Source organism: Verrucomicrobium sp. BvORR106 (assembly GCF_000739655.1).
In the GTDB taxonomy this organism is placed as follows: domain Bacteria; phylum Verrucomicrobiota; class Verrucomicrobiia; order Verrucomicrobiales; family Verrucomicrobiaceae; genus Verrucomicrobium.
This window is the reverse complement of the sequence record NZ_BATR01000150.1, coordinates 1-14386: the sequence shown is the minus strand read 5'-3', so window position 1 is coordinate 14386 and position 14386 is coordinate 1. Positions and strand designations below refer to the sequence as shown.

Here is a 14386-nt window from a genome sequence, read left to right as displayed (position 1 = left end):
AAACTTGCCGATTCTCAGGTCCTCACATGCTCATCAAGCCCCTGCTTCAGAACGGTGCCCTCCTCGCAGACATTCATGCCGCCTCCAATGGCGGAGACCGGTTGCACGTCTGGTGGCTCGGCCAGAGCGGCTTTCTGCTGAAATGCGCTGGAGAGTACCTCCTGCTGGATCCGTATTTGTCTGACTCCCTGTCGAAAAAGTACGCGCGGACGGACAAGCCGCATGTGCGGATGACGGATCTTTCGATCATGCCGCACAAGTTGGACATGGTGGGCGTGGCCACCAGCAGTCACCAGCACACGGACCATTTCGACGAGGACACGCTCCGCCCTCTGTCTCAGGCCAACGGGCACCTCAAGGTGGTGCTGCCGGAGGCGACGGTTTCTCAGGCGAGACGGCGTCTGCCGGACACCAGCATCGAGTTCGTCTCACTGAACGATGGTCAAACCGTCCATGTGGAAGGTTGGGAATTCACCGGGGTGGCCGCAGCCCACAACCTGGTGGAACGCGATGACCAGGGGCGGTGCCAGTTTCTCGGATTCATCATCCGCCGCAACGGGCTGACTATCTATCACAGTGGCGACACCCTCTGGCATGATGGGCTCATCGAACCCCTGCGGAATGCGCGATGCGATCTGATGCTGCTGCCGATCAACGGTCACAAGCCCGAGCGCCGCGTGGCGGGCAATCTGAATGGGACAGAGGCGGCTGCTTTGGCGAAAGCCTGCGGCGCGGGGTTGGTCGTGCCGTGTCACTATGAGATGTTCAAGTTCAACACCGAGACCACGGATGAGTTTGTGGCCGCGTGTGAGCGGCTGGGGCAGCCTTATCATTTGATGCGGTGCGGTAGCCGGGTGACGATTGGGAGAAGGTGAGGGGAATGGGGAGTGATGGAGTGATGGAGTGATGGAAGGTAGAAGAGCCGTCCCGGCTCTTGGGCGTAGGAGGCGTGTAGGCAGCCGCGCGGCTCTATCTGGAAAGTGTCTTGCTGCCATCCCATCCGGGATGGAATATCTACTGATCCTCTACCGGAGGTATCGGTCGCTTCGCTCCCTCAACACTCCGGCTAATGGCTGGGATGCCTCCGGCATCGATGAGTTTGTGACCGCGTGTGAGCGACTGGGGCAGCCGGATCATTTGATGCGGTGTGGCAGTCGGGTAGCGATTGGGAGGAGATAGCCGAATGCGGAATGATGGAATGATGGAATGATGGAGTGATGGAGTGAGGGAGTGATGGAGTGAGGGAGTGAGGCGGGCGCGTCGGTACCTGATCGACTTCTGCCTTTCTTGTTCGCCGGCAGGGTTGGAGTGCCGCCTTTAGGCGGCTCAGTCGAATAACCTCTGTCGTGACGATCAGTCTTGATGAGGCCCGGACCTTCGGTCTTCGTGAGACCGGGCTAGGTGGCGGGTAACTCTTGCGGGGCGAAGGCCGAAGGTTTGGGATCGCCACGCGCCTTGCGAAGAAGGTAGAAGAGCCGTCCCGGCTCTTGGAGCGGGAGCACTGGGCGACTCGCAAACAAGAATCGAGACGGTTCTTCTACAGTGATCTCGGCGGAGAGGGGGCGCTGGCATATTTGCTCGCGCTCCTCTCCGCAGCTCTCAAAGCACTCTCCTAGGTCTCCCGCAGAGCGGACGCGATGGGCAATCTTGCCGCACGTACTGCCGGGAACAGGCCGCCGATGATGCCGATCACGGAGGCCCAGATGATGGCTTGGACCAGGAGGCCTTTGGTGACGGCGAACTTGAAGGTCACCTGGCTGAAGGTGGCCCAGTTGAGCGTGGAGGCCTCGTAGCCGTTGAAGGCGAGGTAGGCGATGCCAGCACCGATGGCTCCGCCGATGAGAGACACGGCGAGTGACTCGACGATGACGGAGATGACTACCGGGCCCGAACTGAAACCCATGGCGCGCAGGGTGGCGATCTCCCGCGTACGGGAGGCGATGGCGCTGTACATGGTGTTCAGGGCACCAAACAAGGCTCCCAATGCCATCATGCTGGCGATGAAGACCCCGATGGTGGTGATGAACTTGGTCAGCATCTCCGACTGCTCTGCGTAGAAATCAGAGAGGCGCAGGACTTTCACCTTGAGCTGAGGGTTCGAGGTAAGCGCATCCCGGAATTCCGTGAAGGAGCCGGCGGAGGACAGGCGGGCATACACCGACTGGAAGGAGTCCTCCCGCTTGTAGGCCGGTTGTAGCACTGCTGCATCCGTCCAGATCTCTGATTCCGCCACGCCGCCTCCAGCGGTGAAGATGCCCACGATGGTCCAGGTGTTCTGACCAATCTTGATCTCCTTGTCCAGATCCAGCCCGCCGAAGGCGCGGGCCGCACCCGCGCCCACGATGATCTCGTTCTTGCCGGACTCGAACATGTTGCCCTGCACGATCTTGATGTCATCGCGCACCTTGACGGCGGTCATCTCCACGCCGCGCAGAGGCACGTTTGCGTCCAGTCCAGTGGAGCGCTTGGGCAGGTTGATGATGACAAACAACTCCGCCGAGGTGAGCGGGGTGTCGCCATCTCGCGCCACGCCGGGGGCGTCGGAAATGAGCCGGGTTTCATCGCGGCTCAGGCCGCTGGTCATTTCACTGTCGGAACCGGTGCGCATCACCACGGCGATGTCCTTGGAACCGGAGGCGGTCATGGCGAGGCGGAAGCCTTCGGCGATCGCGAGCACGCCGACGAGCACGCCCACCACACCCGCGATGCCGATGGCGGAGGTGAAGGCGGCACCCCTGCGCTCCGGGATGGTGCGGAGGTTGTAGGACGCCACGGAGACGACCTGGTCAAGCCAGTTGGAAAAGCTTGTCATGAGAGAGAAGAGGGAAGGGGATAGACCGGTTGCCGATTAACCGTTGCGGCGGAGGGCTTCGGCAATGCGCAGTCGCATGGCCTGAATGGCGGGGGCGGCTCCGGCGACGATGCCGAGGGCCAGCACGATGGCGGCACCAATGACCACGTACTTCTCCGGAAGGAAGAAGTTGGGCAGCAGGTCAGGCACGGGGTTCGTGGCGGAGATGATGGCCCAGCCCAAGCCGAGGCCTGTGAAGCCACCCAGGGCGGCCAGTACGCAGGATTCCACCATCACCAGTACGAGCACCAGTTCATTGGTGAAGCCCATGGCCTTCAGCACGCCGAGCTCCTCAGTGCGTTCGCGCACAGCCTGGCTCATGGTGTTGCCCGCCACGAGCAGGATGGTGAAGAACACCGCACTGAGCACCGCGACCATGATCGTTCCGATATCGCCCACCTGCTGGGCAAAGCCCTGAGCGGCGGCGGCTTCGGTCTCTGCCTTGGTCTCATAGGGCGAGTTGGCGAACTCTTCATCAATGCGTTTGGCAATGGCCGCGGCATTGTCGGGGTTCTCCACACGCACGCTGTACCAGCCCACCTCGCCTTTGCCCTTTTCACGGGCCTCGTCGAAGTAGTCGTAGCGGAAGTAGAAGGAGGTGTTGTCCGCCCCCTTTTTGTTCACATCGTACACGCCCACGATCTCAAACTCCCACGCCGGTTGATTGGCGGGCTCGCCCCAGATGGGGGAGGTGATGGGGACGCGGGAGCCGACTTTCCAGCCGTGCTTGGCTGCCATGCGATCCATCAAGGCCTTGCCCACGATCGCACCGTTGCGGGTCTTGAGCCACGCCTGCATGACGTCGGGGGGCACCACGATCTCGTTGTACATCTTGGCGAACGACTCCGGCTCCACCGGCATGGTGGCGAAGAAGTTCTCCTTGGGGTCCTGGTAGATGCCACCGAACCATGTCTGGTGCGTCACGCCGGATACACCGGGAATCGCGGCAATGCGGTTCGTGTAGCTAACCGGAAGGGTCTGAATGATGGAGACCTTGTGCCGGACCATGAGACGGTCTGCGCCGGCGATGCTGACACCGCCGGTGAAGGCCTCCGTCATGGCACAGAGGAAGGCGAAGAGGAGGAACGCCACCAGAATGGAAAGCAGCGTCAGGATGGTGCGCAGCTTTCTCCGCTTCAGGTTGCCCCAGATCAGGGAGAAGTATTTCATGCGGGCTGCTCGGTGGATAGCTGACCTTTGTCGAGGTGAACGGTACGGGTGGCGCGGGCGGAGGCGTGCGGGTCGTGCGTGACCATGATGATGGTCTTGCCGTGCTCCTGGTTCAGGGCCTGGAGCAGGGAGAGGATTTCATCCCCGGACTTGCGGTCCAGGTCACCGGTGGGCTCATCGCAGAGCAGCAGGGTGGGATCCGTCACGATGGCGCGGGCGATGCCCACGCGCTGCTGCTCACCACCAGACATCTGGCGGGGGAAGTGCCGGGTACGATGAGACAACCCCACGGCCTTGAGCGCGATCTCCACATGCTTCTTCCGCTCGGCCTTGTTCAGATGGGTGAGCAGCAGGGGCAGCTCCACATTGCGCTCGGCATTGAGCACGGGCATGAGGTTGTAGAACTGGAAGACGAAGCCCACGTGCCGGGCGCGCCAGGCGGCGAGCTGCCGGTCGGAGAGCTCATCAATGTGGTCCCCGCCAATGGAGACGGAGCCCTTGGAGGCCCGGTCGAGGCCGCCGATCAGGTTGAGCAGGGTGGACTTGCCCGAGCCGGACGGTCCCATGAGGGCGAGGAACTCACCCTCCTTCACCTCCAGGTTTAGCTGCGACAGCACGGGTACTTCCTCCGAGCCGCGGCGGAAGACCTTCGTGACGTCCGATACGTGGACGAGAGTTTTGGCGGTGTTGCTCATGATTTTGTTTCTTTGACTCGGGTGCCTTCTTTGAGCGGGGCGGTGGCGCTGACGACGACTCGTTCCCCGTTGGAGAGTCCGGCAGCAATGGTGGAGTTGTCGCCCTGGGTGAGGCTGACGGAGACGGCGCGCCGCTCGACGCGACCGCTCTCGATGATCCAGACGATGTTCTTTCCTCCATCCTCATGCAGGGCAGACTTGGGGATCACGATGGTGGGGGCGGGTCCCTTGCCCGGCGTGGCTTCCACTTGGGCGGCATGGAAGGCCACCTTCACGCCCATCTCAGGGAGAATGCGGGGATCTAGCTTGTCGAAGCCGACGCGCACCTTCACCGTGGCCTTCTGGCGGTCGGCGGTGGGGATGATGGCGACCACGCGGGCAGGGATCTTCCAGTCGGAGTAGGCGTCCAGAGTGGCTTCCACCGGCTGCCCGGGCTCCACGCGATTGATGTAGCTCTCGCTCACATCCACCTCGATCTCCAGAGAGGTCATGTCCACCAGGGTGCAGATGCCGGTGCGGGTGAAGCCGCCGGACGACATGGGCGAGATCATCTCGCCCGGTTGAGCGTTCTTGGAGGTCACCACACCGGAAAAGGGGGCCCGTATGATGGTGTCATCCACCTGCTGGGTCCAGGTGGCCAGTTCGCGCTCGGCCACCGTCAGATCAGACTCCTGGCGGGACAGTTTGGCCTTGAGCGAACGAGCTTCTGCCTGGGCCTTGTTCAAATCCGAAATGCTAGTTGCTTTGGTGGCGGCGAGGTCGGTGAAGCGCTTCACTTCCTGTTCGGCGAACACGGAGGTAGGGCGCGTTTCTTCGATGGCGCGACGAGCGGATTCAAGTTGTGCCTCAGCGAGTTTCAGGCTGGCCTGCACGTTGGTGTCATCCAGCTTGGCAAGCTCCTGGCCTTCCTCCACTTTCATGCCTTCCTCGACCTTGATGTCCACCACCTTGCCGGTGATCTTGGAAGAGACGGTGGCTTCACGCCGGGCGGTGACGTAGCCGGATGCATTGAGCAAAGGGGCGCTTTGGGCGCGGCTGCCGTTCTTGCCTGCGGGCACCGTGGCCTGCACAATATAGGTCTCCACCTGGACTGGCTTGGGGCCAGCGACGAACCAAGCCACCAGTCCTGCGGCAATCAGCGCGCCTCCACCGACAGGAAGGATCCACCTGGGCCGGGATGGAGCTTTGGACATGGTCGGACGGTGGATGCGCAAACCGTCGAGACTGGCTTTTTCTGAACTCATGGATGGATGGGCGGGAGGAATGGGCGCCGCGGGCTGGAGGGGTAATATGCCTGGACCCGACGGAGGAGACGGTGAGATTATTGTCACGAGCCGGTGGTGGAGCCCGGCTTGCGATGGGGGGGCTTGGCGGGTGCGGAAGCTGACAGGTCGGAAGTATCGAGTGCAGGCCGCTCTTTGTGAAATCGTTTCCACTGGGGCAGCCAGCCGCAGCCGTCATGAGCAATCTGCGCGACTAGTTCATGAACGAATTCAATCTCGGCCTCGATCATTTTCAAGTGGTATGAGGTCTCGACGGAGAAAAGCGCGGGCAGTCCGTGGTGTTGGGCGACTGTGATCGTGGCACGAGTGTTCTCGGCCTGCTCCTGCAGAGCGATGATCCGCTTTTGCAAAAGCTGGCTGGCTTCCTTCGGGGGCAGCGCGCCGAGCAGAGAGAGGGCTGCTTCAAACTGGGGATACTCCTTCACCGGTGTCTTTAACAGCGATCGCATCCATTCCCTCATCTCGACGTTTCCCGCAGGGGTCAGTTCATACACGGTGCGTTCAGGACGGCGGCCATCCCGCAGCGTCTCGCGGGGCGTGATGTGGCCTTCACGAGCGAGGATGTCGATCACGGTATAGAGCGAGCCATAGCGCAGCTTAATGCTGTCTTCCTTGTGCCTCTCCTTCAGTGTCGCGGCCATCTCGTAGGGATGCATGGGGCGTTCAAAGAGCAGGGCCAACACCGCGAGCGCGAGTGGGTTGGAGCGCTTGGGTCTGATGACAATCGGTGGCATATCCGTGAACGGATATACGGTGACGGTGAAATCGAGAGGAGTCAATCATGAAGTTGCGGCATCGTCTTCCAGAAGCGGATGAGAGGGGGTGTTCCGCCCGGATGGGAGGCTCAGGCACGCTCGCACCATGGTGTGGCGCGGGATGTGCGCTGGGGAATTCGGATGATCGGTCTGGTGCGCCCCGGAGGCGGTGGGATCGGCTGGTCGAACGGTTGGAGTTTCGCCGTGGGGATGCCCTGTAGGAGGGGACCGCTCATGGAGGCTCCTGACCGCTGGTCAAAAAGCCCGCGACACTGCTAAAATGCATGGCAGCGTTCCCTACACCTCACCCGGTTCATCATGTCTCTCCAGGCCATCTCCGTTACCCATCCCGCTGCCGCCTCCCCGGCGGCGGAGGCTGCAGCCCGGGTGCGCCAGTCGGAGGAAAATCGTCGCTTCTGGTGGGGCCACAAGAACTACTGGCGCTGTCAGATGGCGATGTGGTTCGGCAGCATCGGCCTGGGCTGGTGGGGCAGCTTTCTGGACCCCACACCTCATGTGGAAGGCGGGCTCCATCCGCTGTGGGGCACGGTGTTCTTCTCCACGGTGGCGGTGCTGCTCACGCATGCCTATCGCTGGGTGATCCTCGCGGGCAAATGGAAGGAGAAGAAGCTGGGCGCTCTCTGGCCACGTGTGGTGGCTGCCTCCCTGACCTGCGGCGCGATCGTGACCGGGCTCAGCTGGACCATGGACCGTCCCACGTGGGAGGCGGAAGGCTTTGGAGCAGGACTGGCGGCGTTGCTGGTGGTGTGGATCTCCATTCAGCTGGTGGCCTGGTCCGGTGCTTACTTCAGCCTGCATTACTATGTGCAGCTTCAGGAGGCCAAGGTGCAAAAGCTTCGCGTGGACATGTCTGTAAAAGAGGCCGCGTTGGCTTCACTGCGATCCCAGATCAATCCCCACTTCCTCTTCAATGGTCTGAACACGCTGCGGAGTCTGATTGATTCCGATCCGGAGCGGGCCCGCCTCATGGTCACGCAGCTCGCCAAGATCTTCCGTGCCTCCCTGGCCGGGGGCAATGCGCAGCTGGTCCCGCTGGCGCAGGAAATCGAAACCGTGGACGCCTACCTGCAGATCGAGAAGATGCGGTTCGAGGATAAACTGGATGTGTGCTCTGCGGTGGATGTGGATCCTGCGGAAGCCCTGCTGCCGCCCTTTCTCCTGCAGACGCTGGTGGAGAACGCTGTCAAATATGGCGGCGCGGATGGTGAGGGCGTGCGTCGCGTCGCCTATCGCGTAAGCGCGGTGCCGGGTTGGATTCGGATTGAGGTGGAGAACCTTGGGCGGCTGGGGCGTACGTCCGGCTCCACGGGCATGGGCCTGAAGATGGCGTCAGAGCGGCTGTCGCTCCTGTACGATGGTCGCGCTACGTTCCAAATCAGTGATGAAGCCGGTGGCAAGGTCGTGGCCCGTGCGGTCATCCCGCAAGCCCAGAATGTAGCAAGTGTCATACCCCGATGATCCGAGCCCTGATCGTAGACGATGAAAATCCCGCCCGGCGGGAGATGCGCAAGCTCCTGGAGTCTCATGACGACCTGGAGGTGGTGGGCGAGGCGGACTCTGCCGCAGAGGCGGTGGAGCTCTGTCTTCAGACGCGTCCGGATGTGATCTTCCTGGACATCCAGATGCCGGAGAGAACGGGGCTCGAAACGGCAGCCCAGATGATCGGCAATGGCTGTGAAGTGGTCTTTGTGACCGCGTATGATGAACACGCGCTGCGCGCCTTCGATCTGGCGGCTTTTGATTATTTGCTGAAACCGGTGGAGCCGGAGCGTCTGGCCCGCACGCTGGAGCGGCTCAGGGGCGAATTGCCAGCCGAGCGAGGCCGCGCCCAACCGTTGGGGGAAGGGGACCGCATCTTCCTCAAAGGGGCAGAGGGGCACTGGTTCACCCCGCTGGAGAGCATCCGCCTTCTCCAGTCGGAGGGCAACTACACCCGCGTGTACTTCGATGAGGAGCGCCCCGTCATTGGCAGGTCGTTGTCGGCCTTGGAAGAGCGTCTGCCGGCACACATGTTCTTCCGGGCCAATCGGGCCCAGATGATCAATGTGCGCTGGATCGTCTCCACGGAGGAGTGGTTCAGCAACTCGCTCAAGGTGCGTTTGAAGGACGGCACAGAGGTGGAGTTGTCCCGTAGGCAGTCGAGGGTGTTTCGGGAGACCTTTGGGCTGTAGGGGGGGCTCAGTGCGTCGGTGCGTCAGTGAGGGCGCGGCATCCTAGATGAAAAGGGCCGTTGGCGCACATGGCCACCCTGCGGTAAAGCCTCTGAAGGCCTCGAGTCTTGTGCCAACGACAGCGAAAATCCGCGTGTTGCCTGCCTTGCACCTTGAGTACGGACGATTCCCGTCTTTGGTCGGGCAGACATGTCCAGCGTCCTTTCCGTCTCCCAACTGACCCGCCAGATCCGCTCACTCCTTGAGGGGCAGATTGGGGATGTCTCGGTGGAGGGGGAAATCAGCAATCATCGGCTCCAGTCGTCCGGACACCAGTACTTCACGCTCAAGGATGAGGGGGCGCAGATCTCCTGTGTCCTCTTCCGCGGAGCCAGTGCCCGCATGCAGACGCCGTTGCGAGACGGGATGCAGGTGCAGCTCTTTGGGGAGCTCACGGTGTACGAGCAGCGGGGCAACTACCAGATCATTGTGCGCTCGGTCCAGCCCAAGGGGCAGGGCTCGCTGCAGGCCCGGTTCGAGGCTCTGAAGCAGAAGCTTGCGGCGGAGGGGCTGTTTGAGAATCACTGGAAGAAGCCCATTCCCAAGTTCCCCCGCGTGGTGGCGCTTGTGACCTCGCCGACCGGTGCGGCCATTCGCGACATGCTGAACATTCTCACCCGCCGGGCTCCCTGGCTGCGGGTGCTGGTCTTCCCCGTGCGCGTGCAGGGGCAGGGGGCGGAGCAGGAGATTGCTCGTGCGATCGATCTGCTGAACCAGGAAGTCGCGGGGCTGCCTCGCCCTGACACGATAGTGGTGGGACGTGGCGGCGGCAGCCTGGAGGATCTCTGGAACTTCAACGAGGAAGTGGTGGCTCGGTCCATCTTTGCCTCCACCATTCCCGTCATCTCTGCGGTGGGGCATGAAATTGACTTTACCATCGCCGACTTCGTCGCGGACATGCGGGCGCCCACGCCCAGTGCTGCGGCGGAGTTGCTGGCACCGGATACGGCGGAGCTGCAGCGGCATTTCGATGCCATGGAGAAGAGTATGACCCACCGGATGCGGGCCACGCTGGAGCATCATGAGCGGGTTCTGGAACTAACTGGCAAAGGGGCGCTGCGCCGTGAACCCGAGCGCCTGCTGAGAGATGCGGTGCAATCGGTGGATGACGTGGAATCCACGTATCATCGTGCTCAGGAGCTCTACTGGCGCAGCCTGGATGACCGCATGGTGCAACATCATCGGTCGCTGGAAAAGTATCACCCCCAGCGGGTGCTCACCGAGGCCGCGCATCGCGTTGCGCTCCTCCAACAACATCTCGGTGCCTCCATGCGGCAACGGATTGAGCAGCGTGCCCAGAAGGTGCTGGCCATGCGCAAGCTGCTGAAAAGCATGGGGCCGGACTCCGTGCTCTCCCGTGGATTCTCCATGACCACCGATGCGACGGGCAAGGTCATCGAAGATGCCTCCAAGCTGCGCACGGGCGACATGATGATTACCCGCCTGGCGAAGGGCAAGGTGGCCAGTGTGGTGACGACGAATAAATAGGGATAAGGGGAAAGGGAAGAGGGATAAGGGTGGTGAGTGGTGGGTGGCAAATGGTCAGCAGGGGATGTCTTCCCACTCCTTCTGCTTGGTCTGGCCGCGAAAGAGGCTTATCCGCGTGGTGATATCCCTCATGGTCTGGGTGCCGTGCAACAGATCGACGTAGAGGTTTCTCTGGACGACAGCGGGGAGGTGAAACGCCCAGTAGATGGGCATGAGCGGATTGATCCAAAGTTTTGATCCCTCGGTGCGTCCGGTGCGATGCACATCTCCAAAGTGTCCTTCAACTGCGGATGCAATGGAGTTGGCCACAATGCTCTTTCGATGGATGGAGTTTAGATTCGCATGCTGCACTGCGGAGAGAAACTCCTGCGCTTCGGGCATGTTCTTGAGCACGGAGGCGACTCCGAGAAAAGCATCACTCTGCGTCAATGCCGCTACTGCCTCCAAAAAATGGGAGTGACACACTCCGTGAAAGGTGTCGATGCCAAAGCCGATGCAGGCCAGGAAGGTCTTGCACCCTGTAGGGATCAAGGAGTTCACGGCGACGAGGCTCGCGATGTCTTCCTCTGGAGTGCCCAAGCCAAACTCATCTCCGCGCATGAGGCTGTCCGTGCCGCCATCGACAAGAACCACGGCGTCGAGATTGAGCCGGAGCCGCAGTTGATTGTACGCATCAATCAAGGGGGCAGTACCACACTGGGGGAAGGCATAGATGCTGACCTCCTCCTGGCGATGGCTCCTGAACCATTCGGCGAGAGTCTTCTCCGGGAAGTAGCTGCTGCGGCAGCGTGAGTCTGCGTCTACCCTGACGCAGTGTGAAGTGATGCCGGATTCCGGTGCCGTGGGGAGCTCTGCAAAGGAGAGGTTTGCCAGATGGACCGTTTTTCCTGCGGCACGGAGGGCAAAGTAGAGGGGGAGTCCGGAATAGACATCAAAGCCACCTCCCGCCCCGGCGATGAGGATGCTCTGGCAGTCTTGGAGTTCGCTAAAAAGGGGCCAGTGTTGGAGGGGCATAGAATGAATGGGCGATTGATCGCACAAACCGTGTGGTTTAGCCAGGGTCTGCGGACTCGACTGACAGCGCGAATTCTATGGTTGACGGAGTTGTGAGTGTACGCTTACTTGTGTGATTCCATGATCTCACAACCGTCCAAGAGACTCAGCAGCGATGAGCGCCGGGAGGCGATCATTCGTGCTGCGTTGAAGGTCTTTTCTGAGCGGGGGTTTCATGGTTCGACGACGAAGGCGCTGGCTCTCGAGGCGGGCGTGTCGGAGGCGTTGATCTTCCGGCACTTTCCCAGCAAGGATGAACTGTACACTGCCATGCAGATGGAGTGTTGCCGGGCCAAGCACACGCCGGCGGCAGAGGAGATGATGGCATTGGAGCCTTCGACCTCATCGTTGGTGACGATGGTGCACTACTTCATGGCCAAGATGCTGCGTCCGCCGCAGCGACGGTCGCAGGAGGAAAACAGCCTATATCGCCTGATGCTGCACAGTTTCTCTGAAGACGGCGAGTTTGCCCGGGGATTCATGCGGCATGTGGGAGATGGCATGATCAACCAGCTGAAGGCTTGCATCGATGCGGCGGGCCAGGCAGGCGATCTGTCGGATACCCCTGTGGGGACACCGGCCTTGAGGGCTTGGCTGGCCCAGCACCTCGCCGGGATGCTGATGCTCAATGAACTCCCTGGACGTCCGGTGGTGGACATGGGCGTCTCCTATGCCGAGCTGGTGGAGCAGTCCACGTGGTTTGCCCTCCGCGGGATCGGCGTGCGGGATGAAGCCATCAAGCGTCACTACAATCCGAAAGCCTTCGCCATGCTGATGGGCAGCGAAGGATAGGGAGTCGTTTTTTTGTGCTCTGTAGTTTAGTGAGTACTTACTTGTGAATCTAAATCAACCCTCAAATCAACTTCCATGAATGCTCTAGCCCCTGCTCAAAAAGGTCACCGTCTGTGGATTCCGCTCGTCGTCGCAGCGCTCACCGCTGTGGGTATCGCCGTCACTGCGCTCATGCCAGAGTTGGATCGCAACTTCAAGAGTTGGGGGGTGTCGGCGCTGAGCCTGCTGGGTGGGTTGTTACTGGTCCTGTGGTTCCTCTTCTTGAGCCGCTATTCCGGTCGGGCGAGGCTCGCTGTGGTAGGGCTTTTGGTGCTGGCAGGGTTCGGCGTGAGCCGGGCGGTGCGGGTGGATGGTACGGTGGACGGCACGGGCCTGCCCAAGCTGGCCTGGAAATGGACCCGCCCTGCGGAACGGCATTTCTCGGCGGTCAGCGTGGTTCCAGTAGCGGAAGTGGCCAAGGTGGAAGGGGCGATGGATGTCCCCCAGTTTTACGGCCCCAAGCGGGACGGCGTGGTGCAGAATGCCGCTCTGGCGCGTGATTGGCAGTCGCAAGCTCCGAAGGAAGTGTGGCGACAGAATATTGGCGAAGGCTGGAGCGCTTTTGCCGTGGTGGGTGGACGTGCCTACACCCAGGAACAGCGCGGGGACGAGGAAATGACCACCTGCTATGAACTGGCCACTGGGAAACCGCTCTGGAGTCACGCGATCAAGGCCCGCTTCACGCAATGGCAGGGCGGCACGGGGCCGAGGGCAACGCCGGCGGTGGATCGGGGGCAGGTGTTCAGCTACGGCGGAACGGGGGTGCTGACCTGTCTGGATGCGGTGACGGGCAAGGCGCTCTGGAGCCGTGACGTGCTGAAGGAGAATGACCTGCCCAACATTGAATGGGGCGTGAGTGCGTCGCCGCTGGTCTATGATGATCTCGTGGTGGTCACTGGTGGGGACAAGGAAGGGGCCACGGTGCTGGCCTTTCATCGCCAGACCGGCGAGCCTGCCTGGAAAGCGGGAACGGCCAAGGCCAGCTATGCCTCACCCACGCTGGTGACTCTGGCCGGACGTCGGGTGGTTCTGTCTGTTAACGCAGGCAACCTGAGCGCGCATGATCCGACGACGGGTGAAGTGCTGCTGGATCATGCCTGGGGAGATCCTCGCTGGCCCAAGGCCTCCCAGCCTCTGGTGGTGGGCGAAGACCAGGTGTTCCTGTCGGCTGGTTATGGCATGGGGTGCTCCATGCTGAAGATCAAGCCAGCAGCCGATGGCAAGAAGCTGGAGGCAGAGGAGGTCTGGAAGAACCTGCGCATGAAAACCCAGTTCAACAGCACCGTGTGGCAGGGCAAATACATCTTTGGCTTGGATGACGGTCAGATTGCCTGCATGGATGTGGAGACCGGAAAGCGACTGTGGAAGAATGGCCGCTACGGTTCAGGGCAGAGCCTGGTGGTGAATGATGTTGCCGTTATCCAGAGCGAACCGGGAGAGGTGTATCTGGTGGATCTGGCCAAAGAAGGTGCCGTCCTGGGACAGTTGCCCGCGCTCAGTGCGAAGACATGGAATCATCCCACCGTGGCAGGGAAGTATCTGCTGGTGCGCAACAGCGTCGAGGCAGTGTGTTATGAGATGCCGGGGAGATGAGGGGGAGGGAGTTGAGACGCAGCCGCCAGGGCGGCTGCTGGTTGAGGGGGCCGCAAGCGGCCTGTTGAGACGCTGCGCTGGTTGAGACGGCTTCGCCTGGGTTAGGAGGGAAGGGGCAAGATGTCGCATCGACTCTTGTCTAACAAATGATCCAGCTTTTGTGAGGGCAGGGTTGGAGTACCGTCCTGCATGCGGGATTAAAACCATCAGGGAAAATGGGGTGAGGCTGATGATCTCGCCTCTGGCGAACGAGCTGAGGGCTGAAGGCCCGGCGTGATGCTAGCCTTGGGCAACGCCCAAGGTTGGCGCTAGTTTAAGATGTTGAGGGCTGTAGGCCCGGGGTCATTCAGGGATGCTCGCCGTGGGCAGGTTTGATGAAGCCGGGCCTTCAGCCCTCAAAGGTAATTTGGTTATCTATTCCTTGGGCGTTGCCCCA

Annotated in this window: 12 protein-coding genes; 6 read left to right on the top strand and 6 right to left on the bottom strand. The window is 61.3% G+C overall.

Annotated elements, in window-relative coordinates:
• Nucleotides 1-26: 26 nt before the first annotated feature.
• Nucleotides 27-875, top strand: a complete 849-nt coding sequence (locus BV106_RS26840) for an MBL fold metallo-hydrolase (RefSeq protein ID WP_038169916.1) — start codon at nt 27-29, stop codon at nt 873-875.
• Between the two features lie 737 nt (nt 876-1612).
• Here the strand turns inward: BV106_RS26840 and BV106_RS26830 are convergent.
• The 5 genes from BV106_RS26830 to BV106_RS26810 form a co-directional block, all read right to left on the bottom strand.
• Nucleotides 1613-2812, bottom strand: a complete 1200-nt coding sequence (locus BV106_RS26830; protein ID WP_038169908.1) for an ABC transporter permease — start codon at nt 2810-2812, stop codon at nt 1613-1615.
• 36 nt (nt 2813-2848) lie between these two features.
• Nucleotides 2849-4021: an ABC transporter permease gene (locus BV106_RS26825; protein ID WP_038169906.1), complete on the bottom strand. Its 1173-nt coding sequence runs from the start codon at nt 4019-4021 to the stop codon at nt 2849-2851.
• The gene (locus BV106_RS26820) at nt 4018-4716 is read right to left on the bottom strand and encodes an ABC transporter ATP-binding protein (protein ID WP_038169904.1); all 699 of its coding nucleotides are present in this window, start codon (nt 4714-4716) and stop codon (nt 4018-4020) included. Before BV106_RS26820 ends, BV106_RS26825 begins: the two co-directional genes overlap by 4 nt.
• Nucleotides 4713-5960, bottom strand: a complete 1248-nt coding sequence (locus tag BV106_RS26815) for an efflux RND transporter periplasmic adaptor subunit (protein ID WP_038169901.1) — start codon at nt 5958-5960, stop codon at nt 4713-4715. Before BV106_RS26815 ends, BV106_RS26820 begins: the two co-directional genes overlap by 4 nt.
• Before the next feature lie 83 nt (nt 5961-6043).
• The gene (locus tag BV106_RS26810; RefSeq protein ID WP_038169899.1) at nt 6044-6733 is read right to left on the bottom strand and encodes a PadR family transcriptional regulator; all 690 of its coding nucleotides are present in this window, start codon (nt 6731-6733) and stop codon (nt 6044-6046) included.
• Nucleotides 6734-7072: 339 nt separating this feature from the next.
• Between BV106_RS26810 and BV106_RS26805 the strand changes: the two genes are divergently transcribed.
• The 3 genes from BV106_RS26805 to xseA all read left to right on the top strand — a co-directional run bounded on the left by BV106_RS26805 (nt 7073) and on the right by xseA (nt 10473).
• Nucleotides 7073-8233, top strand: coding sequence for a histidine kinase (locus tag BV106_RS26805; RefSeq protein WP_038169897.1), 1161 nt, complete (start codon nt 7073-7075; stop codon nt 8231-8233).
• Nucleotides 8230-8946: a response regulator gene (locus BV106_RS26800; RefSeq protein ID WP_038169895.1), complete on the top strand. Its 717-nt coding sequence runs from the start codon at nt 8230-8232 to the stop codon at nt 8944-8946. The genes BV106_RS26805 and BV106_RS26800 overlap by 4 nt, the downstream gene beginning before the upstream one ends.
• Before the next feature lie 189 nt (nt 8947-9135).
• A complete protein-coding gene (gene xseA, locus BV106_RS26795; protein WP_038169892.1) occupies nt 9136-10473 on the top strand; it encodes an exodeoxyribonuclease VII large subunit in 1338 nt (445 codons plus the stop codon).
• Between the two features lie 54 nt (nt 10474-10527).
• Here xseA and BV106_RS26790 read toward each other — a convergent pair whose 3' ends face one another.
• A complete protein-coding gene (locus BV106_RS26790) occupies nt 10528-11487 on the bottom strand; it encodes a DUF1152 domain-containing protein (RefSeq protein WP_038169890.1) in 960 nt (319 codons plus the stop codon).
• A gap of 120 nt (nt 11488-11607) precedes the next feature.
• On the opposite strand from BV106_RS26790, the gene BV106_RS26785 reads away from it, so the two are divergent.
• A complete protein-coding gene (locus BV106_RS26785; protein WP_051946379.1) occupies nt 11608-12318 on the top strand; it encodes a TetR/AcrR family transcriptional regulator in 711 nt (236 codons plus the stop codon).
• 75 nt (nt 12319-12393) lie between these two features.
• Nucleotides 12394-13950 carry a PQQ-binding-like beta-propeller repeat protein gene (locus BV106_RS26780; RefSeq protein WP_038169888.1) on the top strand — a complete coding sequence of 519 codons (1557 nt, stop codon included), beginning with the start codon at nt 12394-12396 and terminating at the stop codon, nt 13948-13950.
• Nucleotides 13951-14386 lie beyond the last annotated feature (436 nt).

Excerpts from the sequence above, each read along its gene's own strand:
- BV106_RS26840 (WP_038169916.1), top strand. The coding sequence starts at position 27 with ATGCTCATCAAGCCCCTGCTTCAGAACGGTGCCCTCCTCGCAGACATT.
- BV106_RS26830 (WP_038169908.1), bottom strand. The coding sequence starts at position 2,812 with ATGACAAGCTTTTCCAACTGGCTTGACCAGGTCGTCTCCGTGGCGTCC.
- BV106_RS26825 (WP_038169906.1), bottom strand. The coding sequence starts at position 4,021 with ATGAAATACTTCTCCCTGATCTGGGGCAACCTGAAGCGGAGAAAGCTG.
- BV106_RS26820 (WP_038169904.1), bottom strand. The coding sequence starts at position 4,716 with ATGAGCAACACCGCCAAAACTCTCGTCCACGTATCGGACGTCACGAAG.
- BV106_RS26815 (WP_038169901.1), bottom strand. The coding sequence starts at position 5,960 with ATGAGTTCAGAAAAAGCCAGTCTCGACGGTTTGCGCATCCACCGTCCG.
- BV106_RS26810 (WP_038169899.1), bottom strand. The coding sequence starts at position 6,733 with ATGCCACCGATTGTCATCAGACCCAAGCGCTCCAACCCACTCGCGCTC.
- BV106_RS26805 (WP_038169897.1), top strand. The coding sequence starts at position 7,073 with ATGTCTCTCCAGGCCATCTCCGTTACCCATCCCGCTGCCGCCTCCCCG.
- BV106_RS26800 (WP_038169895.1), top strand. The coding sequence starts at position 8,230 with ATGATCCGAGCCCTGATCGTAGACGATGAAAATCCCGCCCGGCGGGAG.
- xseA (WP_038169892.1), top strand. The coding sequence starts at position 9,136 with ATGTCCAGCGTCCTTTCCGTCTCCCAACTGACCCGCCAGATCCGCTCA.
- BV106_RS26790 (WP_038169890.1), bottom strand. The coding sequence starts at position 11,487 with ATGCCCCTCCAACACTGGCCCCTTTTTAGCGAACTCCAAGACTGCCAG.
- BV106_RS26785 (WP_051946379.1), top strand. The coding sequence starts at position 11,608 with ATGATCTCACAACCGTCCAAGAGACTCAGCAGCGATGAGCGCCGGGAG.
- BV106_RS26780 (WP_038169888.1), top strand. The coding sequence starts at position 12,394 with ATGAATGCTCTAGCCCCTGCTCAAAAAGGTCACCGTCTGTGGATTCCG.